Genomic DNA, 26,436 nt, shown 5'->3' with positions numbered 1-26,436 from the left:
TGTGACGTCCTTCTCAACCTTCAACGCGCGCTCCCTCCAAGTCCACAAGACTTGATGTCTCGCAAGTTCCATGACGGCAAACCCTGGTAGAAACCCGTATCTTTCCTGCGCAAGCGCAAGTTCGCGCAGGTACGGCAGTGCAGGCCCGGGCCGCACAGCCATCCCCTTGTTGCGCAGCGCAGGGCCGCAAGCCTTGCAACGCCAGCCCTGACGGGCCGGCGGCTGCGGGAGTTTGATGATGAGTTTGGAAACCCCCTCTTCCTTGGAATTGATGCACCTGGCCAGTGGCGAGGCGCTGTTTGAGGCCGGCGCTTCGGGCACGGTGTGGCAGTTGGAGTCGGGCGCTGTGCGCCTAGACCGCATGGAGCGCGAAGGCCCACGCTTTGTGCACCTGGCCTTGCCGGGTGACCTGCTGGGGCTGGAGTTGCTGGCGGCCTATCCCTATGCCTACACCGCGCGGGCCATCGTGCCCAGCAGCGCACGCCAGCGCATGTTGCCCGGCGAGACCCAGCGCCGCATGGCGCTGATCGAGGGCTTGCTGCAGCAGCAACGCCGTGGCGAAGATGTGGTCAAGCTGCGCAGCGGCCCGGCCCAAGACCGCCTGAAGCACCTGCTGCTGACGCTGACGCCTGAGGGCACGCCCTGGTCGGGCGAGGGCAAGTGCGCCTTGCCCACCATCAAGGACATGGCCGCCATCATCGACACCGCGCCCGAGACCGTCTCGCGCATCTTTGCCAACCTGAAGCGCACCCAAATCTTGGCCGGGCGCCAGCGCCAGGGGGCCAGCTTCAGCCTCTCGCGCCTGGTGCAGGCCGAGTGGCCCAGCGGCATGACGCGCAGCGACGGCAGCCAGCGCCTGGGCGTGCTGAGCCCGACCTGACCTCAAAACGCGCGCTACATTGAACTTTTGGTCAACCCGTTCGTCTCTATCCGGGTTGAATCACCTTCACCGATCAAGGATCACCATGAACAAACTGTTTGCACTGGCCAGCTTGGCCGCCGCCCTCGTCGCTTCGCCCGCCTTTGCGCAAACCACCGTCAAAGACGCCTGGGTGCGTGGCACGGTGGCCCAGCAAAAGGCCACCGGCGCCTTCATGACACTGACGAGCACCCAGGGCGGCAAGCTGCTGTCAGCCGCCTCTCCCGTGGCCGGGGTGGTGGAAGTGCATGAGATGAAGATGGACGGCAACGTGATGAAGATGGCCGCCATCCCCAGCCTGGATCTGCCCGCAGGCAAGCCGGTGGAGCTCAAGCCCGGTGGCTATCACGTGATGCTGATGGACCTGAAGCAGCCCTTGAAAGACGGCGAGACCGTGCCGCTGACCCTGACCATCGAGGGCAAGGACGGCAAGAAAGAAACACTCGAAGTGAAGGCGCCCATCAAGGCCCTGGCCATGCCCAAGGCCCACGAAGGCATGCACAAGTAAAGCCTGAAGCAGGGCTCAGGCCAGCGACTTCAGCGCCAGCTTGATGCCCTCGCTCACGCCCACATCGGCGGGCAGCTTCTTCAAGGCCGCAGCGGCGTCTTTCTCGTTGTAGCCCAGGGCCATCAAGGCCTGGACGATGTCGGCTTGGTTGTCGCTGACCACGGCCCCACCGGCTGGCAGGCCCAAATCGGGGCCTAGCTTGCCCTTGAGTTCCAAGAGCAAGCGCTCGGCTGTTTTCTTGCCGATGCCCGGCACTTTCTGCAGCCGCCCGCCTTCTTGGCGCGAGACGGCCTGCGCCAACTCGGTGACCGACAGGCCCGACAAAATCGACAGCGCCGTGCGCGGCCCCACGCCCGACACTTTGACCACCTCACGGAAGGTGGCGCGCTCGGCCGCCGTGCCAAAGCCGAACAAGAGGTGGGCATCCTCACGGATCACCTCGTGGATCAGCAAGGTGACGCGCTCGCCCAGCGCCGGCAGGTTGTAGAAGGTGCTCATGGGCACTTCCACGTCATAGCCGACACCGCCCACATCGAGCAGCACTTGCGGAGGGGTCTTCTCCGCGATGAGACCCGTGAGTCGTCCAATCATGCGGCGCATTATCGGGGTCGCCACAAGGCGGCAGCGCGATGCCGGACAATGCACCCCATGATCCTGAAGCATCAGTTTGAACCCTTGGACAACACCCGCCTGGGCCATTTGTGCGGCCCCGTTGACGCGCACCTGCGTGCCATTGAAGAGGTGTTGCCCGTTGCCATCCAGCACCGGCAGTCGGAATTCCGCATCGAAGGCTCCAAGCGCGACGCCGAGGCCGTGCAAGCGCTGTTGACCTCCCTCTATGAGCGCGCGGCCAAACCCCTGAAGCCCGAGCTGTTTCAGCTGGCCTTGGATGACCTGCGGCGCGGCCACGGCCCCGCGGTGTCGGCGCGGGCAGTGGGTGAAGGCGAGATCGTGCTGCACACCCGCCGCGCCGACTTAACTGGCCGCACGCCCAACCAAATGCAGTACCTGCGGCAGATCCTGTCGCATGACATCAGCTTTGGCATCGGGCCGGCCGGCACGGGCAAAACGTTTTTGGCGGTGGCTTGCGCAGTCGATGCACTGGAGCGCAGCGGGGTGCAGCGCATCATCCTGACCCGCCCGGCGGTAGAGGCCGGTGAGCGCCTGGGCTTTTTGCCTGGCGACTTAACGCAGAAAGTCGACCCCTACCTGCGGCCGCTGTATGACGCGCTCTACGATCTGATGGGCTTTGACCGCGTCACCAAGGCCTTTGAAAAAGGCACGCTGGAGATTGCACCGCTGGCCTTCATGCGCGGCCGCACTTTGAACCATGCCTTTGTGATCTTGGACGAGGCTCAGAACACCACGCCCGAGCAGATGAAGATGTTCCTGACCCGCATCGGCTTTGGCGCCAAGGCCGTGATCACCGGCGATGTGAGCCAGATCGACCTGCCGCGCGGCATGAAGAGCGGCCTGATCGACGCCGCCGAGGTGCTGCGCGATGTGAAGGGCATTGCGATGACCCGCTTCACCAGTGCCGATGTGGTGCGCCACCCGCTGGTGGCGCGCATCGTCGAGGCCTACGAGGCCCAGCAACAGGCCGACACCCAGCCCCCACATCACCATTCACACGACCGCCCCCGTGACAACCGCTGACCCCACCCGCACGCCATCATGAGCAAAGCCCTGCACCCCTTGACCCTGTCGCTTCAGTGTGCCGATGGTCGGCATCGCAGCCTGCTGCCTCGGCACAAAGTGACGCGGGCGATTCGCCATGCGCTGGAGGCCCCCGGCGAGATCACGGTGCGCATCGTGGACGAGGTCGAAGGCCAGGCGCTGAACAGCGAGTTCAGAGGCAAGGACTACCCCACCAATGTGCTGACCTTTAGCTACAGCCATGAGCCCGTGGTGATGGCCGACTTGGTGCTGTGCGCGCCCATCGTCGAGGCCGAGGCCAAGCAGATGCGCATCAGCGTGGCCGACCACTACATGCACTTGCTGGTGCACGGCACCCTGCATGCCCAGGGCTGGGACCATGAAGATGATGAGGCCGAAGCCGAGGCTATGGAAGCGCGTGAGACCGAGATCATGCTAGGCCTGGGCTTGAAAGACCCGTACAAGCGCGGCAGGTGAAGCACAGGCACCAGCGAACCGGCCCACCCAGGTCCCGCCACACTCACGTCACAAGCCTGTCATCTCCCCGTCTCGAAGTCGTCACACGCCACGTCTAACCTCAGGTTCACCTGCTCTTTGAGCAATGAATCACCCCTGAGGAACAGACCATGAGCCACTCATCCGACTTCAATGACGAGAACTCCAACACCAGCGACAACGCCCACTTTGCAACCGTGCTGGATGCGCGCCTGAGCCGCCGCAACATCTTGCGTGGCAGCGTCGGCACCGCCGCCACGGCCCTGTTTGGCAGCATCTCCCTGGCGGCCTGCGGTGGCGGCGACGACACGCCTGCCCCAGTGCCTGCACCACCCCCGGCTGCAGACACTGGCCCGATGAGCAAGCTGGGCTTCCAAGCCGTTGCCAAGAGCACCGCGGACACCGTGACCCTGGCCAGTGGCTACACGGCCACGGTGGTGTATGCATTGGGCGACCCCTTGACCGCCGACACCGCCGCCTTCAAGAACGACGGTACCGACACCGACTTTGAGCGCCGTGCCGGCGACCACCATGACGGCATGGAGTGGTTCGGTCTCTCCAGCGACGGCCTGCCCTCCAGCAGCGCCAACGATCGCGGCCTGTTGGCCATCAACCACGAGGCCACCACGGACGAGACCCGCTCGTCCTTCTTCCTCCATGCCAACGGCGGCACCGCCACGCTACCGCGCCCGGCCAGCGAAGTCGATAAAGAAACCGCGATCCATGGCATCTCCGTGGTGGAAGTCAAGCGCACGGGCAGCACCTGGGCCTATGTGAAGGACTCCGCCTACAACCGCCGAGTCACCTCCCTGAGCGAGGTCGAGATCAGCGGCCCGGCACGTGGTCACGCCCAACTGGTCACCAAGTACTCCATCGACGGCACCCGCACCCGCGGCACGCTTAACAACTGCGGTACCGGCAAGACTCCCTGGGGTAGCTTTTTGACCGGCGAAGAAAACTGGTTTGGCTACTTCACGCGCCCGGTGGGCGACGATGCCGCCCGCGGCAATGACAAGTCCGTCACCGCCTTGAAGCGCTACGGCCGCGCCGAAGGTGCCACGTCGCGTCACGGCTGGGAGTCTGCCGGCAGCGCTGACATCTATGCGCGCTGGCTGAACGCCAAGACGGGCACCTCCGCCGATGGGTCTGACGACTATCGCAACGAGATGAACGGCATGGGCTACATCGTGGAGATGGACCCCTACCGCCCGTCCAGCCGCATGGTCAAGCGCACCGCCTTGGGCCGCTTTGCGCATGAAAGCGCGGCCTTCTCGCTGCCCAAGGCCGGCGAGAAGCTGGCGGTTTACATGGGCGACGATGCTCGTAACGAATACATCTACAAGTTTGTGTCCGACAATGCGTGGTCTGCCGCCGATGCCAACCCCGTAGACAGAATCGCGACCGGCGCCAAGTATCTGGACAGCGGCAAGCTGTTTGTGGCCAAGTTCAACAGCGACGGCTCGGGCCAGTGGATCGAGCTGAACCTGGCCGCCATCCCCAGCAGCTACACCGCATACACCTTTGCCGATGAGGCCGATATCCGCATCAACTGCCGCCTGGCGGCGGACGCGGTAGGCGCCACCAAGATGGACCGCCCAGAGTGGTGCGCCACCCACCCCACCAGCGGCGAAATCTATTTCACGCTGACCAACAACAGCAATCGCCGCGTTGCGCCCACGGCGGGCAGCACCACACAACTGGCACCAGACAGCGCCAACCCGCGCGCCTACAGCGACGTCAAAGGCACGAGCACCCAGCAGGGCAATGTCAACGGCCACATCCTGCGCGTGAAGGAAGGCAGCGGCGGCGGCGCCGCAGTGGCCTTCACGTGGGATGTGTATTTGTTCGGCGCGCAATCTGATGCCGACACGGGCTTGGTCAACCTGTCGAGCTTGACGGCCGACCAGGACTTCTCCAGCCCCGATGGCCTGGTCTTCAGCAAGTCCACGGGCATCTGCTGGATCCAAACCGATGATGGCGCCTACACCGACGCCAGCAACTGCATGATGCTGGCGGGCATCCCTGGCAGCGTGGGCGACGGTGCCAAAAAGACCCTGGCACACAGCAGCACCCTCAGTGTGGACACCTTCTTGGGCAAGGCGCCCACGGCGGACACTCTCAAGCGCTTCTTGGTCGGCCCCAAGGACTGCGAGATCACCGGCTTGGTGGAAACGCCGGACGGCAAGACCTTGTTCATCAACATCCAGCACCCCGGTGAAGGCACGAAGATGGCGGATATTGCCGACCCGAGCAAGTACACCAGCCAGTGGCCGTCCAACGCCGGTTACGGGGCGGGCAAGCGGCCTCGCTCAGCCACCATCGTCATCACCAAGAATGACGGTGGCCGCATCGGCAACTGAGTCCCCGCGAACATGCAGCTTGCGGCCCATCCGCTGCAGATGGGCCGCCAAGCTGACTGAAGCTCGGTCGCGCAGCCCTCAGGCGCTAGACGGCCTTCGCGCATTGACGATGGCCACCAGCGACAGCATGACAGGCACTTCAACCAGCACGCCCACGACCGTGGCCAAGGCGGCGCCGGAGTTCAAGCCAAACAGCGAGATGGCCACGGCGACAGCCAACTCAAAGAAGTTGGAGGTGCCAATCAAGCACGCAGGACCCGCGATGTCGTGCGGCAGCTTGAGCCACTTCGCGCCCCACCAGCCGATGAAAAAGATGCCATAGGACTGCAACACCAAGGGCACGGCAATCAGGCCGATCACACCCGGCTTCTCGACAATGGTGCCGGCCTGAAAGCCAAACAACAGCACCACGGTGGCGATCAGGCCCACAACGGACCAAGGCTTCAGGCGTGCCACAAACTGCCCCAAGGCTGAGTCCGAGCGTTGGAGCAGGACCTTGCGGGTGGCCATGCCAGCCAGCAGCGGCAACACCACATACAGCAGCGTGGACAGCAGCAGCGTCTGCCAAGGCACCGTGACCTGGGTCACGCCCAGCAAGAAGGCGGCGATCGGTGCAAAGGCGAAGATCATGATGAGGTCGTTCACCGAGACTTGCACCAAGGTGTAGTTGGCATCACCTTTGACCAATTGGCTCCACACAAACACCATCGCGGTGCAAGGCGCCACACCCAGCAAGATCATGCCCGCGATGTACTCGCTGGCCGACTTCGGGTCCACCCAGGCTGCGAACAAGTGCTGAAAGAACAGCACACCCAGGGCCGCCATGGTGAAGGGTTTGATGAGCCAGTTAATGACCAAGGTGAGCAACAAGCCCTGCGGCCGCTGGCCAACGCCCTTCACGGCCTGCCAGTCGATCTGGATCATCATCGGGTAGATCATGACCCAGATGAAAACGGCGACCACCAGGTTCACTTGCGCAAACTCCAGCGCGGCCACCGCCTGAAACACCCCAGGTACCAGCAGCCCCAGGCCGACGCCTGCCAAGATGCCCAGCCCCACCCACACGGTCAGATAACGCTCAAACAGGCCCACGGCGGTCCCCTTATCAAGAAAGCAGAAGGCCCAGGCTCAGGAAGACCGAGACTGGGCTGGATGGCGGCACCCTACAGCGCCTCAACGACAGGGCCCTGACGGGCTCTGCGCGGCGGTTCAACGCCGGCCGATGTCGGTGATCTCGCGCTGGAGGGCCAGCTTGTCCAGCGATGCCAGCGGCAGCGCCAGCATCAGGTCGATGCGCCGCTTGAGTGTGACGGCACATTCCCAGAAAGCTTTGGCCTGGATCTCTTCGCTGCCGCGCATGTCCGAGGGGTCAGGCACACCCCAATGGGCCGTCATGGGCTGGCCAGGCCAGACCGGGCAGACCTCGCCCGCTGCGTTGTCGCACACGGTAAAAACGAAGTCCATGGCTGGGGCGTCCGGTGCCGCAAATTCTTCCCAGCTCTTGCTGCGCGCCTGCTCAGCTTGAATGCTCATGCGCTCCAGCGTTTGCAAGGCCAAGGGATGAACCTCACCCCTGGGTTGGCTGCCTGCGGAGAAAGCTTTGAAGTGGGCGGGTGCCACGTGGTTGAGCAGCGCCTCAGCCATGATGGAGCGCGCTGAGTTGTGGGTGCAGATGAACAGAACGTTGTAGCTCTTGGGATTCATGGTGACTCCTGAAGAAAAGCACTGCGTGGCCGGCGATGGCAGATTGCACCCCTGGGCGGCTGAGCCTTGGCAGCAATGGGCCGTCAGATAGGTCAACAATCCGTTCATCGTGTCGATGGCGGGCCTGTAGAACAGATGGCGGCCTTCGCGCTCTTGCGTCACCAAGCCTGCATGGGTCAACTCTTTGAGGTGAAAGGACAAAGTGGAACCCGTCACATTGAGCAAGCTCGAGAGCTCACCCGGCGTGGTGCCTGCCGGCCCTGCGCCGACCAAGGCGCGGAAAATGCGCAACCGCATCTCCTGGGCCAGCGCCGCCAGCGCGGCGACAGCGCCTTTTTCGTCCATCAAGGCGGTAGGGTGGACTGGAGGCTCCATCTTCGCGGCTCCCTGTGGCAGCCTAGGCTTGAGCCTGAGCCGCAGTGCTCGGCAGAGCACGGGTCAAGGGCAAGGCCAGTGAGACCAGCCAACAAATCGTCAGCATGACGGCCGAGCCCACCAAGGCAAACATCAACCCACCCCACTGATACAGCAGCCCCGACATCAAGGTGCCTAAGAAGCGGCCCAGAGCGTTGGCGGCATAGTAGAAGCCCACATCCTCCGCGGCCTTTTCAGAGCCCGCGTAGGCCAAGACCAGGTAGGAGTGAACCGAGGAGTTGACGGCAAAGGCGAAGCCGAAGACGCCCAGACCGGCCACCACCACCCACTCCAAATGCGGCACCTTGAAGGCCACCAGCACAGCCAACACCATGGGCACAATCGCCAGCAAGGCAGACCACAAACGCGCCGCTGGGACTTCGGTGCTGAGCCCATCCTCGCTGCGCCGGATCAGGGCAGGTGCTGCGGCTTGGACCACCCCATAGCCAATGGTCCAGAGCGCCACAAAGCCGCTGACCATGGTGAAGGTCCAGCCAGAGGCATAGAGGAAGACGGGCACGCCCACGACAAACCAGACGTCACGTGCCCCGAACAAAGCCACACGCGCCGCTGCCAGCAAGTTGATGCCCTGGTTCTTGGCAAACAGCTCCTTGGCCGACTTCGAGGCTTTGGCTTTGCCCATCAGCGGCGGCACAAAGCTTGCCACACCCAACAGCACCAGCGTGAGCAGTCCCGCCATCACCCACAGCGCCGCCTGGAAGCCCAGCGCTTGCAGCAGCAGGCCGCCGAGGAAGAAGCCCACACCCTTCATCGCGTTCTTGCTGCCCGTGAAGAAGGCCACCCACTTGAACAACTGGCCGGAGGCATCCCCCGCCGTGGCTTTGATGGCCGACTTGCTGGCGGTTTTGGTGAGGTCTTTGGCCACCCCGCAAATGCCCTGCGCCGCCACGACCCACGCCACTGACAGCGCTGCCGACCATCCTGGCGAGAGTGCCGACATGAGCAAAAAGCCCACGATCTCGGTGAACAGTCCCACCGTCAGCATGCGCTTGATGCCGTAGCGCGTGGCCAGCCAGCCGCCAATCAGGTTGGCGACGATGCCCATGGCCTCGTAGAGCAAAAAGAGAAACGCCAGCGTGAAGGGCGAGTAGCCCAAGCGGTAGAAATGCAGCAGCACCAGCATGCGCAGGGCGCCGTCGCTGAGGGTGAAGCCCCAATAGGCTGCGGTGACGACGGCGTAGTTGCGGGTGCCGGTGTTCATGCCCTCATCGCCCCTTTAGATGCCCTGGCTTTGCATGTGGCAGGCCAAGTCGACCATGCGGCAGGCATAGCCCATTTCGTTGTCGTACCAGGCATAGACCTTGAGCAAGGTGCCGTCGGTCACCATGGTCGAGGGCGCGTCGATGATGCTGCTGCGTGTGTCGCGGGCATAGTCGGCGCTGACCAAGGGCCGCTCTTCATAACCCAAGATGCCGGCCAGCTCGCCTCGGGCCGCTTCTGCAAAGAGGCGGTTGACCTCTTCGGCGGTGGTCTCCCGCTTGAGCTCGAAAACGCAATCCGTCAGCGAGGCATTCAGCACCGGCGCCCGCACGGCATGCCCATTGAGCTTGCCCTTGAGCTCGGGGTAGATCAAGGCAATCGCGGTGGCGCTGCCGGTGGTGGTGGGCGACAAGCTCAGCATGGCGCTGCGCGCGCGCCGCAGGTCTTTGTGCGGCGCATCGACCATCAAATTGGTGTTGGTGGGGTCGTGAATGGTGGTGATCTGGCCGTGGCGAATGCCAAGGTGCTCATGCACAACCTTGACCACCGGTGCCAAGCAGTTGGTGGTGCACGAGGCCGCCGTCACGATGCGGTCTCGGCTGGGCTCATACAAGCCGTGGTTGATGCCCACCACGATGTTCAACACCCCGCCCACCTTGACCGGGGCCGCCACGATGACCCGCTTGGCACCACGATCCAGATGGCCCTGCAGCGTCTCCGGGGTCAAGAATTTGCCGGTGCACTCCAGCACCACATCCACACCCAACTCGCCCCAGGGAATCTCTGCGGCTGTGGCATGCGCACTGAAGCCCAGGGCGCGATCTCCGATCCGAATCGCCGACTCCCCCTCAGCCGCTATCTCCGTGCGCCAGCGGCCCTGAACGCTGTCAAACTGCAGCAAGTGCGCGGTGGCAGCAGCACCGCCCTTGAGCTCATTGAGGTGCACCACCTCCAGCCGGTTGCCGGCACGCGGGTCATCGCTGCCGCGCTCTGCAGCCCCCATGGCTGCCCGCAAAGCCAAGCGCCCAATGCGCCCCATTCCGTTAATGCCGACTCGCATGCTGACTCCTCTTTCAATGGACGGCCCGTCGCTGCTGCTGGGTGAGCATCAGCCCGATTCAATATTTCTATCAATATCGAATCATATGCCAAGCTTGTGACAGTCCCATGACAGGCCAGCCCCGTGTTTAAGCAAGGGTTGGCGCGGCCGATATACACTGCTGACCTGTTCGAGGAGCGTTGCAAGGCCCACCCACCGTGGTGAGAGGCCCCAGGCTCGAACCCATCAAGCCAGTGCCTCGCACTGTTTTGGCAACGGCGCTCACCCGCATTCCTTTTCTGGCCGTGGGTGAGTCGCGTCTGATGTCAGCCGCGTTCAGAACATGTGATGCGGGATTCCTGTTGAACCACACGGAGTCTTTGCCCATGAACGCTGCAACCCACCCCACCCAACTGCTGGCCGCTGACCAGTACGCCATTGCCGACCTGAGCCTTGCCGCCTGGGGCCGCAAAGAGATCAAGATCGCCGAAACGGAAATGCCCGGCCTGATGGCCATCCGCGAAGAATTCGCGGCCAGCCAGCCGCTCAAGGGCGCGCGCGTCACCGGCTCGCTGCACATGACCATCCAGACCGCCGTGCTGGTGGAGACCCTGCAGGCTTTGGGTGCCCAAGTGCGCTGGGCCTCGTGCAATATCTTCTCGACCCAAGACCATGCCGCCGCCGCCTTGGTGGCCACCGGCACGCCGGTGTTTGCCTACAAGGGCGAGTCGCTGAAGGACTACTGGGATTACACCCACCGCATCTTTGACTTCGGCGCCGCAGGCACCGCGGGCGAAGGCCCGAACATGATCTTGGACGACGGCGGCGACGCCACGCTGCTCATGCACCTGGGCCAGCGCGCCGAGAAAGACCTGTCCGTCATCGCCAACCCCAAGAGCGAAGAAGAGCGCGAGCTGTTCGCGGCCATCAAGGCCAAGCTGGCCGTGGATGGCACCTGGTACACCCGCAAGAGCAAAGAGATCATCGGCGTCACCGAAGAAACGACCACCGGCGTGCACCGCCTGAAGGAAATGTCGGCGGCAGGCAAGCTGCTGTTCCGCGCCATCAACGTGAATGACTCGGTGACCAAGAGCAAGTTTGACAACCTCTATGGCTGCCGCGAGTCGCTGGTGGACGGCATCAAGCGTGCCACCGACGTGATGATCGCCGGCAAGGTGGCCGTGGTCGCCGGCTATGGCGATGTGGGCAAGGGCTCGGCCCAAGCCCTGCGCGCGCTGAGCGCCCAAGTCTGGGTGACTGAGATCGACCCCATCAACGCCCTGCAAGCCGCGATGGAAGGCTACAAGGTCGTGACCATGGAGTACGCCGCCGACAAGGCCGACATCTTCGTGACCACCACCGGCAACAAGGACGTGATCCGCCACGAGCACATGGCCGCCATGAAGGACCAGGCCATCGTCTGCAACATCGGCCACTTTGACAACGAGATCGATGTCGCCTCGCTGGAAAAGTACACCTGGGAAGAGATCAAGCCCCAGGTCGATCACATCATCTTCCCGGACGGCAAGCGCATCATCCTCTTGGCCAAGGGCCGCTTGGTGAACCTGGGCTGCGGCACCGGCCACCCCAGCTTTGTGATGTCGTCGAGCTTTGCCAACCAGACCATCGCCCAGATCGAGCTGTTCACCCGCCCTGACGCCTACCGAGTCGGCCAGGTCTATGTGCTGCCCAAGATCTTGGACGAGAAGGTCGCTCGCCTGCACCTCAAGAAGGTCGGCGCGATGTTGACCGAGCTGAGCGACGAGCAGGCCGCCTATATCGGCGTGGCGAAGACCGGCCCCTACAAGCCCGATTCATATCGCTATTGATGCGAGTAGATCAACTGCTGGTCCAACAAGGGCTGGCCCCCACTCGATCGGCCGCACAGCGGCTGATCGAGCAAGGCGCCGTGCGCTGGCTGGGGCCTAAGGGCTGGACGCTGCCTAAGAAGGCGGGCGAACAGGTGCCCGAGGGCTGCACGCTGGAAGTCACCGATGACGCTGAGCTGCGCTGGGCCTCACGGGCCGGGCTCAAGCTCGAAGGGGTGCTGTCCACGCTGGGCGTGCCCTTGCGTGGGGCCACGGCCTTGGACGTGGGCCAAAGCACCGGCGGCTTCACCGACGTGCTGCTGGCTCAAGGGTGCGCCAAGGTGGTGGGGGTGGACGTGGGGCACGACCAACTCGCCCAACGCCTGCGCGAGGACCCGCGGGTCGCCGCGTTTGAAGGCCTCAACGCCCGCGAACTGACCGCCGCCCACCTGGGCGAGCATGCGCCCGCGGCGGGCTTTGACTTCATCACCGGTGATTTGTCCTTCATCTCGCTGGCCCTGGTGCTGCCGGCCTTGGTGCCCTTGTTGGCGCCGGGGGGCCGCATGCTGATGCTGGTGAAGCCGCAGTTTGAGCTGCAGCCGGTGGACATCGGCCGCGGTGGCCTGGTCAAGAGCGAAGCGGCCTATGGCCATGTGGAAGCCAAGCTGCGCAAGGCCTGCGGGCGCTTGAGCCTGAGCGTCGTGGGCTGGCACCACAGCCCCATCACGGGCGGCGACGGCAATAAAGAGTTTTTCATCGAGGCGGTGCCTGCCGCGCTCGACAAGGAGTGAGTGATATGAGTGAACGACAAGCCCCGATCAGCTTCGAGTTCTTCCCCCCCAACACCCCCGTCGGCAGCGAGAAGCTCAAGACCGTGGTGAAAGACCTCTCGGTGGTGAGCCCCGAGTTTTTCAGCGTGACCTATGGCGCTGGCGGTGCCACCCGCGAGAAGACCCTGGCCACGGTGCAGGACATTGCTGCCATGGGCTACGAGGCTGCACCGCACCTCTCCTGCGTGGGCTCCACCCGCGAGGGCATTGCCGAGATCTTGCAAACCTACCGGGCCCAAGGCATCCGCCGCTTGGTGGCATTGCGGGGCGACTTGCCCAGTGGCACCGCCGTCGCTGGTGAATTCCGTTACGCTGCGGAGCTGGTCCGTTTCATCCGTGAGACGCAGGGCGAGGATTGGCACATCGAAGTCGCGGCCTACCCCGAGTACCATCCGCAGCAGCGTTATGCTGCACGAGACTTGCAGCACTTCGCCGAGAAGATGAAAGCGGGTGCCAATGCGGCCATCACGCAGTTCTTCTTCAACCCTGATGCTTACTTCCACTTCGTCGACGAAGTGCGCAAGCTGGGTGTGACGGCCCCCATCGTGCCGGGCATCATGCCCATCCACAACTATGCGCGCATCGCCCAGTTTGCCCAGCGCGATGGGATCGAGATTCCGCGTTGGGTGGCACTGAAGATGGAGGGCTTCATGGACAACGCCACAGCCGTGCGAGATTTTGGCTTGGACGTCGTGACCAAGTTGTGCGAGCGCTTACTTGCGGGCGGAGCCCCAGGAATCCACTTCTATACACTTAATCAGTCAGCTCTTTCCCTGGAAGTTTGTCGCCGATTAGGACGTTAAGTTCTGGGTAATTTCTATCGGCGGCGAGATTTACATCACAATAGCCGCCATGTGCCCACTCAGAAAAAAATCGTTGGAGACCTCCCTGGATGGCGATATGCCCGCGCTGTCCGCGGAGGAATTGCAGGCTAACAACCCCACGTCGTTGACAACGCGTGTGCTGTTGGTGGAAGACCAAAGCCTGGTGAGAGCCGGCATGAAGACCATGCTTCACATGGTCGAGCCCGGCTTGCAAATCATCGAAGCCGGCGACTATGACGATGCGCTGCGGCAACTGGCGCAGACGCCCATCGACTTTGTGCTGCTGGACATTGATCTGCGCTCCGCAAAGTCGGGCCTAGATCTCTTGGCCCATGTGCGCCAGCAAGGTTTGCCGGTGAAGGTCATCATGCTGTCGGCGTCCGATGATCGAGAGACCGTGCTGCATTGCTTGGCCTCCGGAGCGTCGGGCTATATTGCCAAGAGCTCTGGTGACGAGTCGGTGTTTGTGGAGGCATTGAGCACGGTGCTCCACGATGGCGTGTTTCTGCCCGCGTCCATCCTCGCAGCCGGGGACCACGGCCTTCCTACCGAACGCCCACCGGCCCCCAAGAGCCTGGCGGATTACGCCCTTTCGCCCCGCATGACCGAGGTGCTTTACTACCTGTGCCAAGGCATGCCTAACAAAGGCATTGCGCGGCAAATGGGCATCAGCGAAGGCACGGTGCGAAAGACTTATGTGTCGGAGCTGCTGCGGCACTTTAAGGTGACCCGCCGCACCGAGTTGATCATTGAAGTCTCGCGTCTGGGTCTGCGCGTGCCACGGCCCGCGCCCCTCACGCAAGCCTGATCGTCGCGCGCGCGCATCAGCCACTTGCACAAGCTCTGAGCCATATCAAGGCTGGATCGGCTTCGGACTTCGTGCCACCACAGGCTTGATGTCGAACAAGTCTGCTCCTGCGCCTCGGCGCTGAAATGAGCCCAAGACCTCCAGCGAGGTTCTGGTTTCATCACTCAAGGAGCATGACATGCACAAGACCCTGATCGCCCTGGCCACTGTGGCCACTCTCGCCGCCCCGCAACTCGCCGCCGCTCAAGACAGCGGTGACTGGCTCGTGCGCGCCCGCGCCGTTCACTTGCAGTCGGCCAACAAGGACAGCACAGGCCTGGGCCTGACCATCAACGACAAGTGGCTGCCCGAAGTGGACATCAGCTACTTCGTCACGCCTAACGTCGCCGTTGAGCTGATCTTGACCGTGCCGCAGAAGCAAACGGTGTATTCGAATGGCGCCTCCATCGGCAGCTTCAAGCACCTGCCGCCCACCGTGACGGCGCAGTACCACTTCACCGGCACGAGCGGCTTCCGCCCGTATGTGGGTGCAGGTGTGAACTACACCAATGTGTCTGACGTGCGCCTGCTGGACGGCGGCGCGAACCTGAAGCGCAACAGCTTCGGCCTGGCCCTGCAAGTCGGTGTGGACGTGCCCGTAGGCGGCGGCTGGGTGCTGAACTTGGATGCCAAGAAGGTGCAGATCAAGACCGACGTGCTGGTCGGCGCGACCGAAACCAATGCCGGCACCTTCAAGGTGGACCCCCTGCTGCTGAGCGTGGGCTTCGGCAAGCGCTTCTAAGCCAAGTCGCGGCGCCCCAAGTCCAACGCAAACATGGGCGCGGGGTGCCCAAAGAGAAAACCTTGCGCCCGCTCGCAAGACATGGCTCGCAAGGCCTGCACTTGGGTGGGCGTCTCCACGCCTTCGGCCACCGTCTCTAGGCTGAGCTTGTGCGCCACATCGATGATGACGGCCGCCAAGCCCGCACCGCGGTGGCTGGGGGTGTCCAGCAGTTGCACAAAGCTGCGATCCACCTTGAGCCCATCCAGGGGTAGCCGCTCCAGGTAAGACAGCGACGAGTAACCGGTTCCGAAGTCGTCGATGGAAATCCGGATGCCCGCCTGCTTGAGCGACTCCAACAGGGGGCCAGTGCTGGTCTCGGCTCCGCCAATGAACAAGGACTCGGTCAACTCCAAAGTCAGGTGTTGTGCCGGCATGCCTGTGTGGTCCAACACGCCCATCACCATGGCCACGAAGTTGGATTGCAGCAACTGGCGGGCTGAGACATTGACGTGGACATCCAACCAAATGCCACGCCGCTCGAAGAGTTGCCGAGCGTCCAGACAGGCTTGGCGCAGCATGTGTTCGCCCAAGCGAACAATCAGATCGGACTCCTCTGCGACCTCCAAGAAATGCGCCGGCGCCAGCAAGCCGCGCTCTGGGTGCTGCCAGCGCACCAAAGTTTCGACCGCCACCACCTCGCCCGACGTCAGGCTCACAATGGGCTGATAGTGGGCCACAAACTCCTGCCGCGCCACCGCCTTTCGCAACTCATTGACCAAGCGGGTGCGCGCCGTCGAAGCGGTGAGCAAGTCGTCGCTGTAGACCACACAGTCCAGCCGATGATGGCTCTTGGCCTGCCCCAACGCCATGCTGGCCTGCCGTAACCACTCGGGCAACTGACCCGGCTGCAAGGTGCCGCCCACGGCCCCTGCACTGGCTCGCACAGACAAGGCCTCCCCGCGCATCTCCAAGGGCTCATCCAAGGCCGACAAGATGTCACGCCCCACCGCATACAGGTCGTCGCCAGGCCGTTGCGAGCGCAGCAGGACCGCGAACTCATCGCCGCCAACCCGCGCCACCAAAGTCGAGGGCGGGCAGTGAGCCTGCAAGCGCTGCGCGATCAGCCGAAGAATTTGATCGCCTGAGGCGTAGCCCAAGATGTCGTTAATGCTACGAAAGTCATCCAGCCCCACCAAGACCAGCGCACAGGACTGCGGCATCCACTCCCCCGCCTCATCCAACAGGCCACGGCGCGTGGCCAAGCCCGTCATCTCGTCGACCAAGGCTTGCCGGCGCAAGGTGGCGAAGGACTCCTGCAGGCGGTCGGCCATGCCCGACATGGCTCTCAGCAGGACGGCCGGTTCGCGCACCAAGGTGTGCTGTGCTGTCAGGTCTTTCACGGCCGTCAGGGTGGGCTGCTCAGCGGCCAGTGCCGCCTGCAGCAACGGCCGGGTCACGCCGCCAACCACCCAGACGATGAGGGCCAGGCCCGCAGCGCCAAGCAACATAGACATCAACACGCTGGCGTATTGCGTGCGCCGAATATGCCCCAGCAAGGCGGCCTCTGGGAGCAAGGCGACAACGCGCCACTCCAGCCCAGCAGGTCTTGAAAACTGCATCACACGCCCGTGATAGGTGTCCCCCAGGTGCTCGAGCCGAAAGTCGGCCTCTTGGGCCGCCGCACGCGCCGCCACCCAAGGCGCGATGGCGCGCACCAAGGGGTTGACGTGGTCTTCGAGGCGCTGACGCTGCAGCGGCTGCTCCGCCTGCAAGGCCGACATCACCACCGGGCCGGGCTCCGAGTGCGCCACCAAGCGACCCTGGCTGTCGATGATCAACAGCAGGCCCCCAAAGGCGCCCAGTTCGGCCCGCAACTGCGCATTCAAGCCCTGCAAGCTGAGATCAATGGCCGCCACGCCCAGCAGCTGCCCCTTGACTTCGATCGGGCCGCAGTAGGACATCGCGAGGTCTTGCCGCTCGTCTTGGTTCACATACAGCTCACTCCAGACCGGCGCGCGGCGCTGTGCGGGCGGCAAGTACCACGGGCGCACCCGCGGGTCGTAGGCCGGAACGGTCGTGGCCAAGACAGACGCTTCCGCGCCCTTGTAGATCCGCAGCCCCGGCTCTTGACGGGCATCCCGGATCATCAGGTCGAAGTCGGCTGCGGCATTGCGGCGAAAGCCGATGTAGTCGCCGCGTATGGTTCCCACACTGAAAACACTCAGGTGCTGCTCTTGGCCAAAGTGCTTGCGCGCCAAGCCAAGCATCGAGGCGCTGAATGGCTCGGGATCTAAGGTGCTGAGTGCGCCCTGCCTGAGCACCAGCTCAGCCAGGGCTTTCTGCGCATACACCGGCGCGGCCGTGTAGAAGTCGAGCCGAGCCATGACGGTGGCTGTGCGGCCTCGCAGCAGTTGGGCAGACTCATCGTCCAGCAGTTGCTGGATGCTGCGGGCCTGCAGGCTGGCTTGCAAGACCAGCGTTAACACCAGAACGGCGATCACCGGAAAGGCAATGGCCTGGCGCAATCCAATGCGCCAGCGTCTCGCGCCAAGCGGCGACCAAGCAGGGGTTCTTTCTTCTGCCGTCGCGGGAGAAGGGTCCAAGGGGCTCAAAGCTCGCAATCCGGATTAACGACCCGTGCATAAGAGGCCAACAGCCTGCAGGGTATCTCATCATGCGCTAAGTGAGGCGCGAGTCCACCCCCTTGATGAGGGCCCCGACATTTGTCAGGGTAAGCCTACCGCGCCTCGGGCCTGTCGCGACAGGGCCACCAACTCACGCAGCAAGCTCTCCACGGGCGCAGGCTTGCGCATGAAGGTCACGCCAGCAAGCTCGGGCTGACTCTGCACATCCAAGGGCTCTCCACTGAGCACCATGAGCGGGACGTCCGGCCACACCGCCCGCTGCAGACGCAGCACATCCAAAGCGGTGCGGCCAGCGGGCAGGCGGTAGTCACTGATCACCAGGTCTGGTATGCGCTCCAGATCCTCGGCCACGCCGGCCAAATCATCGTAGGCGGCAAAGGGCTCACAGCGCACACCGACCACCTTCAGCATGTGCTGCAGGGACTCCCGAACGATCACATCATCCTCCACCAGGGCCACATAAAGGCCAGAGAGTGTCGGCAGGTCCAGGTCATCCGGCAGCCGCAGGGCGACGGACTGCAACTCGTTGGCCATCTGAGGCAGGCTCAGTTCAAAGAAGGAGCCTCCTCCCAGCTCAGACCGAACCTCCAAGTCATGCTCGGTGAGCAAGGCCAAGAGCTTTTGCACCACTGCCAGCCCCAAGCCCACGCCTTTCTCGGCCTGGGCCAGCATGTTGTTGGCCTGGAAGAAGGGCTGGAAGATAAGCCCCTTATCCAAAAGCTCTTGCGCAATGCCCAAGCCGTTGTCGGCGACCTGGATGCGGGCCTTCCCCTCGACGGCGCGCAGGCTGACACCCACCCAGGGGCCGCCCGGCGCGTCTGCGCGTCGATACTTGATGCCGTTGCTGATGAGGTTACCCAGAATGCGCCTCAAGAACTGTGCATCGCTGCGGGCCCAGCACGCATCTGAGGGCAGTTCCAAGCTCAGGCGCACGCCCTCGGACTGGGCTTGCGCCGAGAAGGCGCTGATCATGTCCTGCGCCAGCTTTCTCAAGTCGATCCACGCCAAGTCTGGTTGAACCCGCCCCGACTCCAAGCGCGCAATCTCCAGCATGCCCGTCAGTTGATCCTGCAGGAAATGCGTGGCTTGATGCGAGAGTTGCAGCAGTTGCGACACCGCTTCCCGATCGCCACGCTCCAGCGCACTTGAGACGGGGTACATGGCCGCCAGAATGGCCTGCACCGGCTGGCGTAAGTCATGCACCGCATTGGCCATGAACTGCGTACGTTCCCGATTCCGGGCTTCTGCCTCTTGGTGCAAGCGCTCTTTGAGCCGGATCACCGCTTGCAATCGCTCTTGAGCCTCTGCGCTGGACTCCGCCAGCGCGTCATGCAAGCGCTGCACCTCAAGGCCATGCGTGCGGATCTCCTCGTTTTGTGCGGCCAGCGCTTGCTGATCCAAAAAACTGCGTCGCGAAATCAGCTCGAACAGCCAACACACCATGCAACCCACGCCAATGAACAAGCTCAACAAGAGCAAGGCACTGACAGAAAACTGCTGGGCCACAGCCGCCGGCATGATGGTCGGCTTTTGCGTGGTGGACCAAGCCATGACAGCACTCAGCGCACAGGCCTGCCAAGCCGCCAACCAGGTGGCCGTGCGAGCAGACAGGCCATACAAGCCAAATGTGAAGGCGCTCACCAGCGCTAGGCCCGTGAAACCGTAAAGCTGATCATAAGGCGGCGGCATGATGGCCACGATTGCCGCCAAACCCAGGTAAGCAAAGGCCGCCGTCCACAAAATGATGCGCTCACCATAGCCCGGCTCTGACAACACGCGGGGCGAGGACACAAACACGGCTTGTGCGGCCAAGATGACCAAGGCCACCGACACCCGCAAGCCCGCAATCAGGGGCATGACGGCCGCATAACGCGGATCGGCTTGCGCCAAGCCGTAGTCCCACACCAAGAACAGACACCAAACAGCCACGCCGACCAAGGTGGCCACGCGACGAACCGCCATCAACCTGCGGTTCAGCCACTCGCCGTAGGTGCGTTCTTGTTCCGCCTCGAAGGCGCGCGGGAAACCCCGCTGCCAGGCCCCGTTGAGGTCGGAAAAAAAGGCGCTCATGCCGCCATCACTCACGCTGCCAGAACACGCCCTCTTCGGTCAGCAGCGCATCCAGCGGCATATCGTGCGGCTCGGGCTCCAGCCAGGGTACATAGCCATGCGAATAGCCCACACCGACCGTGGAGGGTGCAGGCTGCAGCGCCGCCAAGGTGCGGTCATAGAAGCCGCCGCCGTAGCCCAAGCGCGTGCCGCCTGGACCAAACCCAACGCAAGGCACCAGCAGCAATTCAGGATGAAAGGCCTCGGTGTCTTTGGGCTTGGGGATGCCGTAGGCATCATCTTCCATGGGGCAGCCGGGATACCAGACATGGAAGGTCAACTGCTTGGTCTCCCGGTTGATCACCGGCAGGCCGATGCGCCGGCCTTCGGCCGCTTCGCTCCAGCGATAGAGCGCGGGCAGCGCGTCAAACTCACCTTTGATGGGCCAGTAGGCGCCGATGGTCTGCTCTTTGCGGCTGATGAGCCAGACCTGCAGCACTTCTTGCAGATGGGCGGCCCGCTGGTGCCTGTCTAACAAACTCAGGCGCTCGGCCTGGAGTTGCTTGCGCAGCACCGCTTTGTCGCGGGAGGGTTCGAGGTTGAGCTTGAACGGCAGGGTCATGGCGGGTCACTCAGCGCTGCAAATGCGCCTCACAATAAGAGGACTGACGCAAAGCGGGCGGTGCGAGGTGCGAAGGCGCAGGCCATACACCCGGTACGGCAAGCCGAAGCAACACGCCATGCCTGTTTTGCGTCGATCCTCAATAGACCAAAGCGGCGGAGGCCCGATTGTGCATGGGTCACCGCCATCCGCCTACCCGACACGCCACGCCGGATGAAGACGCCCCCTCCCAGTGCCGAGCTCTTGGCTTGGGCGCTTGAACTGCTGAGCCCTCAAGGGCGCGTACGCTCACGCCGCATGTTCGGCGGCCACGGCATTTATGTGGACGACTTGTTCATCGCCCTGATCCTGAACGATCAGCTCTATCTCAAGGCCGATGAGCACAACCAAGCACGCTTTGAAGCCGCCGGTTGCAGCCGCTTTGAGTACATCATGGCCGACGGGCGCATGGGGCACCTGCGCTACTACACCGTGCCGGCCGAGGCCTTGGAGTCGGTGGCCGAGATGCAACCCTGGGCCCGTGAAGCCATGGCCTCAGCCCTGCGCGCCAAGGCCAGCAAAGCCCCGGCCAAGCCACGCACCCGTGCGGCCAGCAGCGCCAAACCGGCTGCAAAGAGGCGACTCGCCAAACCTTGACGGCGAGGCTCGGGCCGCAAGCCCCAGGCGCTGGGGGCACCGTGGTGCCAGGCCTCCAGCGTCACCCAGTCACCGCGCCGCACGGCAAGGCAAGCGCCTTCGCGCAGCACATGGTCTTCGGGGTCATGGTCGCGGGTCACCCACAGCGTGCCCTGCACAGCGCAGAGCTGTGCATCCCCGCTGAGGCGCAGGCGTTGAACGTGGTGAAGCGGTGTGGAAGTCATGAATCAGCTCCTGGTCAGTGCCTGCATGATGCAAGGGAGACAGCGACAAATCCAATGACATTGCGGTTCAAGATTGATAAGCTGGCATCATGAATCGACCACCCCACCGCCCCTTGCCCTTGGACTGTCTGCGCAGCTTTGAGGCTGTGGCCCGGCACCTCAGCTTCAGCGCGGCGGCTGAAGAATTGCATCTGACCCAGCCTGCCGTCAGCCGCCAAATCAAAGGTTTGGAGGAGGAATTGGGCGCGCCGCTGTTTCAGCGGGCGACCCGCAAAGTCGAGCTGACTGCCGCAGGCCACACCCTGCTGCGGGCGACCGAGCCGCTGCTGGCTCGGCTGGACGCCAGCGTGCGGCAGATCCGCATGAGCCGCAGCCGCGCCAAGGTCAGCGTCACCACCTTCCCGTCCTTTGCCTCGCTGTGGTTGATGCCGCGCCTGCCGCTGTTTGAGCACGACCACTCCGATGCCGACATCCGCATCGCAGCGTCAGACCGCATGGTGGACGAAGACGACACCGAACTGGACTTGGCGCTGCGCCACTGCCGGCCGGAGCGCGCACCACCCGCCTCCAAACGTCTGTTTGGCGAGGTGCTGACCCCGGTGATTGGCCGCCGCTTGGCCGAAGCCATCGCGCGGGGCGAGGCGCCCTCACTGGCTCGCCCGGCCGACCTGGCCCAGCACACCTTGCTCGACATGGACGACGGCTCACCCCATGCCAGCGAGCTGGGCTGGGGGGCATGGCTCGCCGCCCATCACCTGCCTGGCCTGGCTCCACGGCGCTGGCTCAGCATGAACTACACCCACCAGCAGATGCAAGCCGCGCTGGCTGGCCAGGGCGTGGCGCTGGCCCGCTTGGCCATGGTGCACGAGGCGGTGGAAAACGGCGACTTGATTGAACCGTTCGGCGCGCAGGGCCGCCGCTGGGCGCCGTGGTGCTATTGGCTGCTGCCCCTGGGCGGGGCCGGTGCCCAACCCCGGCCCGAGGTGCTGGCCTTCAGCGCCTGGGTGCAGCAGCAAGCCGCTTTGACCCGCCAAGCGATCGGCGACACGCCAGACCCCGAAGCCGAGATCGACAGCGATTGATGCACAGCGCGCATGGTCGCCATGCAGCGATTGCACCCATGGGCAGGTGTCATCGCGCTAGCATCACGCTCATTCTTCACTGCCTTTGGGGCACACCATGTCTACGCTGAAACTCGTCATCGGCAACAAGAACTACTCGTCTTGGTCCATGCGGCCTTGGGTGCTGCTGCAGCACTTTGGCATCCCTTTTGAGGAGCACATGGTGCGCTTCGACGGCTTCACGCCCGACTCGGCCTTCAAGCAGCGCATGGCCGAGATCTCGCCCACGGGCAAGGTGCCGGCCTTGATCGACGACGGCTTTACCGTCTGGGACACCCTGGCGATTGCCGAGTACCTGGCCGAGCGCCACCCCGAGCACCCGCTGTGGCCGCGCGACCGCTTGCAGCGCGCCCGGGCTCGCAGCCTGTGTGCGGAGATGCACAGCGGCTTTGGCGCGCTGCGCAGCCACTGCCCGCAAAACATCGAGGCCTCTCTGCCGGAGGTCGGCCAGCGCGTGCTGCAAGAGCAAGCCAGCGTGCGCGCCGACCTGGACCGCCTGCAAGCCCTGTGGTGCGAAGCGCTGGCCAGCAGCGGCGGGCCTTTCCTCTTCGGGGCGTTCGGCATCGTGGACGCCTACTTCGCCCCGGTGGTGGGGCGGCTGCGCACCTATGCCCTGCCCGTCAACACCACGGTCGCCGCCTACATGGACCGCGTCTGGGCCTCACCGGGCGTCGCCGCCTGGGTCAGCGAGGCTCTGGCGGAGCAGGAATACTTGGACTTCGAAGAACCCTATCGCAAGCATCGTTGACTCGTTGCTGACCTGCGCGCGAGGGGCAGATCGGGGTACAGTGCCCCGTCATGTGGAAAACCCGAATTCCCCTTGCGCTGGCGGCCTTGGCCGCCTCTGTCGCCAGCTTCAGCGCCCTGGCTCAATCCAGTGCGGACGACCTGATTCGCGATGCGCGCCAAGCTTTTGTCCGTAAAGACAAAGTCAAGCTCACCAGTCTGCGCAATGCGCTGATGGACGCGCGCCATCCGCTGGCGCCGTGGGCCGACTATTGGTCACTGAACCTGCGCCTGCCCGAAGCGCGCAGCGAGGACCTTGACGCCTTTTATGCCCGCTGGCCCGGCAGCTATGTCGAAGACCGGCTGCGCAATGATTGGCTGCTGGAGCTGGGCCGGCGCCGGGACTGGGCCGCTTTCAGTCGAGAGGTGCCGCGCTTCAAAATGAACGACGACCGCGAGGTGAACTGCTACCGGCTGCTGGCCGAGCACCAAGCGGGCAAAGACGTGCGTGACGCCGCTCGCAAAGCCTGGATGGCCCAGAAAGAAGCCGACGACGGCTGCCACCAACTGGCTAAAGCCCAGTTGGACAGCGAGCGCTTCATGCCCGAAGACGTGTGGCGCAAAGTACGTCATGCCACCGAGCATGCGCGGCTGCGGCAGGCCCGCCAAGCCGCCTCGCTGCTGGGCGACCACGTGGCCGCTTCCACCCAAGATGCGCTAGACAACCCCTCGCGTTTCATCAACACCCGAGCCATTGCGCTGGGGCATGCCCGCAGCGAGCTGGCGTCCATCGCCCTGGGCCGATTGGCCGCCAGTGACCCGGCCGCCGCTGCGCGCTTGCTGGAAGAGCGTTGGGCCGGCGCCTTGGGCGGCGAGCATGGTGCTTGGGCCTGGGCCCAAACCGCCAAGCAAGCAGCCTTGGCCTTGCGGCCGGAGTCGCTGGAATGGAGCCGCAACGCCTGGGACAGCCTGAAATCCAAGTTGCGCGACAAGCCAGACTGGAGCGACGAAACCCTGGGCTGGCACGCCCGCACCGCCCTGCGCTTGGGCGGGAACACCGAGAAATGGGTCTTGAGCCTGCGCGCCATCGACGCCATGAGCCCAGAAGAGCGTGCCGACCCGACCTGGCGCTATTGGCGAGCGCGCGCACTGCAGGGCTTGGCCAAGCCTGGCAGCGCGGGCGACGAGCAGCGCGAGCAAGCGCGCGGGCTGCTCAAAGACCTGTCGGACGAGCTGCACTTCTACGGCCAACTGGCCTCTGAAGACCTTGGCGCTGTGCAGCCTTTGCCACCCAAGCCCGCTGCCCCCACGGCACCCGAGCGCGACGCGGCGCGCAACCACCCCGGCCTGCAGCGTGCGCTGGCGGCCCTGGCCCTGGGCCTGCGCAGCGAGGGCGTGCGCGAGTGGAACTTTTCGCTGATCGGCATGACCGATCGCGAACTGCTGGCCGCCGCGCAACTGGCCTGCAGCCGCGAGATCTGGGACCGCTGCATCAACTCCAGTGAGCGCAGCAAGACCGAGGTGGACATGGAGCAGCGCTTTCCTTGGCCGCTGCGCGATGAGGTGGTGCCGCGTGCCCGCGAGGCGGGCCTGGACCCAGCCTACGTTTATGGTTTGATCCGGCAAGAGTCGCGCTTCATCATCGCGGCACGCTCGCATGTCGGGGCGTCGGGCCTGATGCAGATCATGCCGGCCACGGCCAGTTGGACCGCCAAACGCATCGGCCTGCCCTACAAGCCCGAGATGATCACCGACCGTGACACCAACCTGCGGCTGGGCAATGCCTATCTCAAGATGGTGTTAGACGACCTGGGCGGCTCCCAAGCCATGGCCGCTGCGGCGTATAACGCTGGGCCCAATCGGCCCCGGCGCTGGCGTGAAGGCCCGGTGCTGGAGACCGCCATCTGGATTGAGAACATTCCGCTGCATGAGACGCGCGACTATGTGAAGCGCGTGCTGTCCAACGCCAGCTATTACGCCGGCTTAGCGGCTGGCAAGCCCGTGGCATTGAAGCCGCGCTTGGGCAATACCATCGGCCCCCGCGACGCCCAGGCCCCGGCTCCCGACAAGGAGCTGCCATGAGCGCACGTCAGGTCTTGGTCTTGGGCGGTACCGGCTTTGTGGGCAGCGCCCTGTGCGATGCACTGGCCCGCGACCCTGCGTTTGCCGGCACTCGGCTGCGCGTGCCCTCGCGCCGGGCCCAGCGCGCCGCAGCCGTGCGCATGCTGCCCAATGTGGACTTGATCCAAGCCGACATCCACCAAGACGCGGCGCTGGACGCACTGCTGCACGGCTGCGACGCCGTGGTCAACTTGGTCGCCATCCTGCACGGCAGCGCTGCTGCTTTTGAGCAGGTGCATGTGGGCTTGCCCAGGCGTTTGGTGGCGGCAATGGCACGGCAGGGCGTACGCCGCTTGGTGCATGTCAGTGCCTTGGGTGTGCCCGACACCAGTGCGCCAGCCCCCTCTGACTACCTGCGCAGCAAGGCGGCCGGCGAGCAGGCGCTGCAGCAGGCGGCGCAAAGCCAAGGCTTGCAGCTCACCGTGCTGCGGCCGTCGGTGATCTTTGGCGCGAATGACAAGTTCCTGAACCTCTTTGCGGCCTTGCAAGCCCTGTTCCCCTTCATGCCGCTGGCGGGGGCTGAGGCACGCTTTCAGCCCGTGTGGGTGGGCGATGTGGCGCAAGCCTTGGTGGCCAGCCTGCGCCAGCCCCAGAGCGCAGGCCAGACCATCGAGTGCGCCGGGCCGGAGGTCTTCACATTGCGGCAGTTGGTCGAGACCGCCGGACAACTCAGCGGTAACTCCCGCACCGTGCTGCCCTTGCCGTCAGCGCTGGCCCAGCTTCAAGCCTTGGCCATGGAATGTTTGCCCGGCGAGCCCTTGATGTCGCGCGACAACCTGGCCTCGATGACCACACCCAATGTGGCCACACCGGGCCGCCCTGGGCTGGCTGCATTGGGCATCACCCCCACCGCCTTGATGGCCGTGGCCCCAGCCTACCTGCGCCACCATCAAGGCTGCGCCCGCCTGGATGCGTGGCGGGCCTTGCATCGTTGACGCCCTGC

General features: G+C 64.1%; 23 protein-coding genes, 2 pseudogenes and 1 riboswitch. Of the genes and pseudogenes, 15 read left to right on the top strand and 10 right to left on the bottom strand.

Going from position 1 to position 26,436, the window contains the following annotated elements; genetic code table 11:
• Window positions 1-238 precede the first annotated feature (238 nt).
• Window positions 239-880: a Crp/Fnr family transcriptional regulator gene (locus KAK11_RS14810; protein ID WP_210809972.1), complete on the top strand. Its 642-nt coding sequence runs from the start codon at window positions 239-241 to the stop codon at window positions 878-880.
• An 85-nt stretch (window positions 881-965) separates the two neighbouring features.
• On the top strand, window positions 966-1,427 hold the full coding sequence (locus tag KAK11_RS14805; RefSeq protein ID WP_210809970.1) for a copper chaperone PCu(A)C: 462 nt from the start codon (window positions 966-968) through the stop codon (window positions 1,425-1,427).
• A gap of 15 nt (window positions 1,428-1,442) precedes the next feature.
• On the opposite strand, the gene ruvA is transcribed toward KAK11_RS14805, so the two are convergent.
• On the bottom strand, window positions 1,443-2,018 hold the full coding sequence (ruvA, locus tag KAK11_RS14800; protein ID WP_210809969.1) for a Holliday junction branch migration protein RuvA: 576 nt from the start codon (window positions 2,016-2,018) through the stop codon (window positions 1,443-1,445).
• A gap of 57 nt (window positions 2,019-2,075) precedes the next feature.
• Here ruvA and KAK11_RS14795 point away from each other — a divergent pair, with 57 nt between their 5' ends.
• The 3 genes from KAK11_RS14795 to KAK11_RS14785 all read left to right on the top strand — a co-directional run bounded on the left by KAK11_RS14795 (window position 2,076) and on the right by KAK11_RS14785 (window position 5,938).
• Window positions 2,076-3,083: a PhoH family protein gene (locus KAK11_RS14795; protein ID WP_210809968.1), complete on the top strand. Its 1,008-nt coding sequence runs from the start codon at window positions 2,076-2,078 to the stop codon at window positions 3,081-3,083.
• An 18-nt stretch (window positions 3,084-3,101) separates the two neighbouring features.
• The gene (gene ybeY, locus KAK11_RS14790) at window positions 3,102-3,560 is read left to right on the top strand and encodes an rRNA maturation RNase YbeY (protein ID WP_210809967.1); all 459 of its coding nucleotides are present in this window, start codon (window positions 3,102-3,104) and stop codon (window positions 3,558-3,560) included.
• A gap of 149 nt (window positions 3,561-3,709) precedes the next feature.
• Window positions 3,710-5,938, top strand: coding sequence for a PhoX family protein (locus tag KAK11_RS14785; protein WP_210809966.1), 2,229 nt, complete (start codon window positions 3,710-3,712; stop codon window positions 5,936-5,938).
• A 78-nt stretch (window positions 5,939-6,016) separates the two neighbouring features.
• Here KAK11_RS14785 and arsB read toward each other — a convergent pair whose 3' ends face one another.
• From arsB to KAK11_RS14765, 5 genes and pseudogenes are all read right to left on the bottom strand, one after another.
• Entirely contained in the window at window positions 6,017-7,030 is a 1,014-nt protein-coding gene (gene arsB, locus KAK11_RS14780) for an ACR3 family arsenite efflux transporter (protein ID WP_210809965.1), read from the bottom strand.
• Between the two features lie 117 nt (window positions 7,031-7,147).
• Window positions 7,148-7,642 carry an arsenate reductase ArsC gene (locus KAK11_RS21860; RefSeq protein WP_246499011.1) on the bottom strand — a complete coding sequence of 165 codons (495 nt, stop codon included), beginning with the start codon at window positions 7,640-7,642 and terminating at the stop codon, window positions 7,148-7,150.
• A gap of 117 nt (window positions 7,643-7,759) precedes the next feature.
• Window positions 7,760-7,987 (bottom strand): annotated as a pseudogene (locus tag KAK11_RS22065) (ArsR/SmtB family transcription factor); the annotation flags it as partial.
• A 52-nt stretch (window positions 7,988-8,039) separates the two neighbouring features.
• The gene (gene arsJ, locus KAK11_RS14770) at window positions 8,040-9,278 is read right to left on the bottom strand and encodes an organoarsenical effux MFS transporter ArsJ (protein WP_210809963.1); all 1,239 of its coding nucleotides are present in this window, start codon (window positions 9,276-9,278) and stop codon (window positions 8,040-8,042) included.
• A 15-nt stretch (window positions 9,279-9,293) separates the two neighbouring features.
• On the bottom strand, window positions 9,294-10,337 hold the full coding sequence (locus tag KAK11_RS14765; RefSeq protein ID WP_210809961.1) for an ArsJ-associated glyceraldehyde-3-phosphate dehydrogenase: 1,044 nt from the start codon (window positions 10,335-10,337) through the stop codon (window positions 9,294-9,296).
• 165 nt (window positions 10,338-10,502) lie between these two features.
• A riboswitch (S-adenosyl-L-homocysteine riboswitch) is annotated at window positions 10,503-10,607 on the top strand.
• A gap of 95 nt (window positions 10,608-10,702) precedes the next feature.
• On the opposite strand from KAK11_RS14765, the gene ahcY reads away from it, so the two are divergent.
• The 5 genes from ahcY (at window position 10,703) to KAK11_RS14740 (ending at window position 15,367) form a co-directional block, all read left to right on the top strand.
• Complete coding sequence (gene ahcY / locus KAK11_RS14760) at window positions 10,703-12,145, top strand: adenosylhomocysteinase (RefSeq protein ID WP_210809960.1); 1,443 nt, start codon at window positions 10,703-10,705, stop codon at window positions 12,143-12,145.
• Window positions 12,145-12,915 (top strand): TlyA family RNA methyltransferase, encoded by a 771-nt coding sequence (locus KAK11_RS14755; RefSeq protein ID WP_210809959.1) that lies wholly within the window; start codon window positions 12,145-12,147, stop codon window positions 12,913-12,915. Before ahcY ends, KAK11_RS14755 begins: the two co-directional genes overlap by 1 nt.
• A gap of 5 nt (window positions 12,916-12,920) precedes the next feature.
• A complete protein-coding gene (gene metF, locus KAK11_RS14750) occupies window positions 12,921-13,757 on the top strand; it encodes a methylenetetrahydrofolate reductase [NAD(P)H] (RefSeq protein ID WP_210809958.1) in 837 nt (278 codons plus the stop codon).
• 97 nt (window positions 13,758-13,854) lie between these two features.
• Window positions 13,855-14,586, top strand: a complete 732-nt coding sequence (locus KAK11_RS14745; protein WP_210809957.1) for a response regulator — start codon at window positions 13,855-13,857, stop codon at window positions 14,584-14,586.
• Between the two features lie 178 nt (window positions 14,587-14,764).
• Window positions 14,765-15,367 (top strand): OmpW/AlkL family protein, encoded by a 603-nt coding sequence (locus KAK11_RS14740; protein WP_210809956.1) that lies wholly within the window; start codon window positions 14,765-14,767, stop codon window positions 15,365-15,367.
• On the opposite strand, the gene KAK11_RS14735 is transcribed toward KAK11_RS14740, so the two are convergent.
• The 3 genes from KAK11_RS14735 to KAK11_RS14725 form a co-directional block, all read right to left on the bottom strand.
• Window positions 15,364-17,874 carry a bifunctional diguanylate cyclase/phosphodiesterase gene (locus KAK11_RS14735; protein ID WP_210809955.1) on the bottom strand — a complete coding sequence of 837 codons (2,511 nt, stop codon included), beginning with the start codon at window positions 17,872-17,874 and terminating at the stop codon, window positions 15,364-15,366. The genes KAK11_RS14740 and KAK11_RS14735 overlap by 4 nt on opposite strands.
• 201 nt (window positions 17,875-18,075) lie before the next feature.
• Window positions 18,076-20,064, bottom strand: coding sequence for a hybrid sensor histidine kinase/response regulator (locus tag KAK11_RS14730; protein WP_210809954.1), 1,989 nt, complete (start codon window positions 20,062-20,064; stop codon window positions 18,076-18,078).
• 7 nt (window positions 20,065-20,071) lie between these two features.
• The gene (locus KAK11_RS14725; RefSeq protein WP_210809953.1) at window positions 20,072-20,665 is read right to left on the bottom strand and encodes a 5-formyltetrahydrofolate cyclo-ligase; all 594 of its coding nucleotides are present in this window, start codon (window positions 20,663-20,665) and stop codon (window positions 20,072-20,074) included.
• Between the two features lie 213 nt (window positions 20,666-20,878).
• Here KAK11_RS14725 and KAK11_RS14720 point away from each other — a divergent pair, with 213 nt between their 5' ends.
• On the top strand, window positions 20,879-21,301 hold the full coding sequence (locus tag KAK11_RS14720) for a TfoX/Sxy family protein (RefSeq protein ID WP_210809952.1): 423 nt from the start codon (window positions 20,879-20,881) through the stop codon (window positions 21,299-21,301).
• Window positions 21,302-21,357: 56 nt separating this feature from the next.
• Here the strand turns inward: KAK11_RS14720 and KAK11_RS22310 are convergent.
• Window positions 21,358-21,525, bottom strand: a pseudogene (locus KAK11_RS22310) (DUF2917 domain-containing protein); the annotation flags it as partial.
• 89 nt (window positions 21,526-21,614) lie between these two features.
• Here KAK11_RS22310 and KAK11_RS14715 point away from each other — a divergent pair.
• From KAK11_RS14715 to KAK11_RS14700, 4 genes are all read left to right on the top strand, one after another.
• Window positions 21,615-22,607: a LysR family transcriptional regulator gene (locus KAK11_RS14715; protein ID WP_210809950.1), complete on the top strand. Its 993-nt coding sequence runs from the start codon at window positions 21,615-21,617 to the stop codon at window positions 22,605-22,607.
• Between the two features lie 97 nt (window positions 22,608-22,704).
• Window positions 22,705-23,394 carry a glutathione S-transferase family protein gene (locus KAK11_RS14710; protein ID WP_210809949.1) on the top strand — a complete coding sequence of 230 codons (690 nt, stop codon included), beginning with the start codon at window positions 22,705-22,707 and terminating at the stop codon, window positions 23,392-23,394.
• Window positions 23,395-23,444: 50 nt separating this feature from the next.
• On the top strand, window positions 23,445-25,454 hold the full coding sequence (locus KAK11_RS14705; RefSeq protein WP_210809948.1) for a lytic transglycosylase domain-containing protein: 2,010 nt from the start codon (window positions 23,445-23,447) through the stop codon (window positions 25,452-25,454).
• Window positions 25,451-26,428, top strand: a complete 978-nt coding sequence (locus tag KAK11_RS14700) for a complex I NDUFA9 subunit family protein (RefSeq protein ID WP_210809947.1) — start codon at window positions 25,451-25,453, stop codon at window positions 26,426-26,428. The genes KAK11_RS14705 and KAK11_RS14700 overlap by 4 nt, the downstream gene beginning before the upstream one ends.
• The last annotated feature ends 8 nt before the right edge of the window (window positions 26,429-26,436 follow it).

The organism is Ideonella paludis (assembly GCF_018069865.1).
Taxonomy (GTDB): domain Bacteria; phylum Pseudomonadota; class Gammaproteobacteria; order Burkholderiales; family Burkholderiaceae_C; genus Ideonella; species Ideonella paludis.
The sequence above is the reverse complement of the archived record's forward strand: the minus strand, read 5'-3'. Positions and strand labels throughout refer to the sequence as shown.

What these genes read in the sequence shown, in the direction of transcription:
- KAK11_RS14765 (WP_210809961.1), bottom strand. Translation starts at nt 10,337, where the DNA reads ATGCGAGTCGGCATTAACGGAATGGGGCGCATTGGGCGCTTGGCTTTG.
- KAK11_RS14740 (WP_210809956.1), top strand. Translation starts at nt 14,765, where the DNA reads ATGCACAAGACCCTGATCGCCCTGGCCACTGTGGCCACTCTCGCCGCC.
- KAK11_RS14785 (WP_210809966.1), top strand. Translation starts at nt 3,710, where the DNA reads ATGAGCCACTCATCCGACTTCAATGACGAGAACTCCAACACCAGCGAC.
- KAK11_RS14810 (WP_210809972.1), top strand. Translation starts at nt 239, where the DNA reads ATGAGTTTGGAAACCCCCTCTTCCTTGGAATTGATGCACCTGGCCAGT.
- KAK11_RS14805 (WP_210809970.1), top strand. Translation starts at nt 966, where the DNA reads ATGAACAAACTGTTTGCACTGGCCAGCTTGGCCGCCGCCCTCGTCGCT.
- metF (WP_210809958.1), top strand. Translation starts at nt 12,921, where the DNA reads ATGAGTGAACGACAAGCCCCGATCAGCTTCGAGTTCTTCCCCCCCAAC.
- KAK11_RS14715 (WP_210809950.1), top strand. Translation starts at nt 21,615, where the DNA reads ATGAATCGACCACCCCACCGCCCCTTGCCCTTGGACTGTCTGCGCAGC.
- arsJ (WP_210809963.1), bottom strand. Translation starts at nt 9,278, where the DNA reads ATGAACACCGGCACCCGCAACTACGCCGTCGTCACCGCAGCCTATTGG.
- ybeY (WP_210809967.1), top strand. Translation starts at nt 3,102, where the DNA reads ATGAGCAAAGCCCTGCACCCCTTGACCCTGTCGCTTCAGTGTGCCGAT.
- ruvA (WP_210809969.1), bottom strand. Translation starts at nt 2,018, where the DNA reads ATGATTGGACGACTCACGGGTCTCATCGCGGAGAAGACCCCTCCGCAA.
- KAK11_RS14795 (WP_210809968.1), top strand. Translation starts at nt 2,076, where the DNA reads ATGATCCTGAAGCATCAGTTTGAACCCTTGGACAACACCCGCCTGGGC.
- KAK11_RS14730 (WP_210809954.1), bottom strand. Translation starts at nt 20,064, where the DNA reads ATGAGCGCCTTTTTTTCCGACCTCAACGGGGCCTGGCAGCGGGGTTTC.
- KAK11_RS14700 (WP_210809947.1), top strand. Translation starts at nt 25,451, where the DNA reads ATGAGCGCACGTCAGGTCTTGGTCTTGGGCGGTACCGGCTTTGTGGGC.
- KAK11_RS14710 (WP_210809949.1), top strand. Translation starts at nt 22,705, where the DNA reads ATGTCTACGCTGAAACTCGTCATCGGCAACAAGAACTACTCGTCTTGG.
- ahcY (WP_210809960.1), top strand. Translation starts at nt 10,703, where the DNA reads ATGAACGCTGCAACCCACCCCACCCAACTGCTGGCCGCTGACCAGTAC.
- KAK11_RS14720 (WP_210809952.1), top strand. Translation starts at nt 20,879, where the DNA reads ATGAAGACGCCCCCTCCCAGTGCCGAGCTCTTGGCTTGGGCGCTTGAA.
- KAK11_RS14755 (WP_210809959.1), top strand. Translation starts at nt 12,145, where the DNA reads ATGCGAGTAGATCAACTGCTGGTCCAACAAGGGCTGGCCCCCACTCGA.
- KAK11_RS14705 (WP_210809948.1), top strand. Translation starts at nt 23,445, where the DNA reads ATGTGGAAAACCCGAATTCCCCTTGCGCTGGCGGCCTTGGCCGCCTCT.
- KAK11_RS14745 (WP_210809957.1), top strand. Translation starts at nt 13,855, where the DNA reads ATGCCCGCGCTGTCCGCGGAGGAATTGCAGGCTAACAACCCCACGTCG.
- KAK11_RS14725 (WP_210809953.1), bottom strand. Translation starts at nt 20,665, where the DNA reads ATGACCCTGCCGTTCAAGCTCAACCTCGAACCCTCCCGCGACAAAGCG.
- KAK11_RS21860 (WP_246499011.1), bottom strand. Translation starts at nt 7,642, where the DNA reads ATGAATCCCAAGAGCTACAACGTTCTGTTCATCTGCACCCACAACTCA.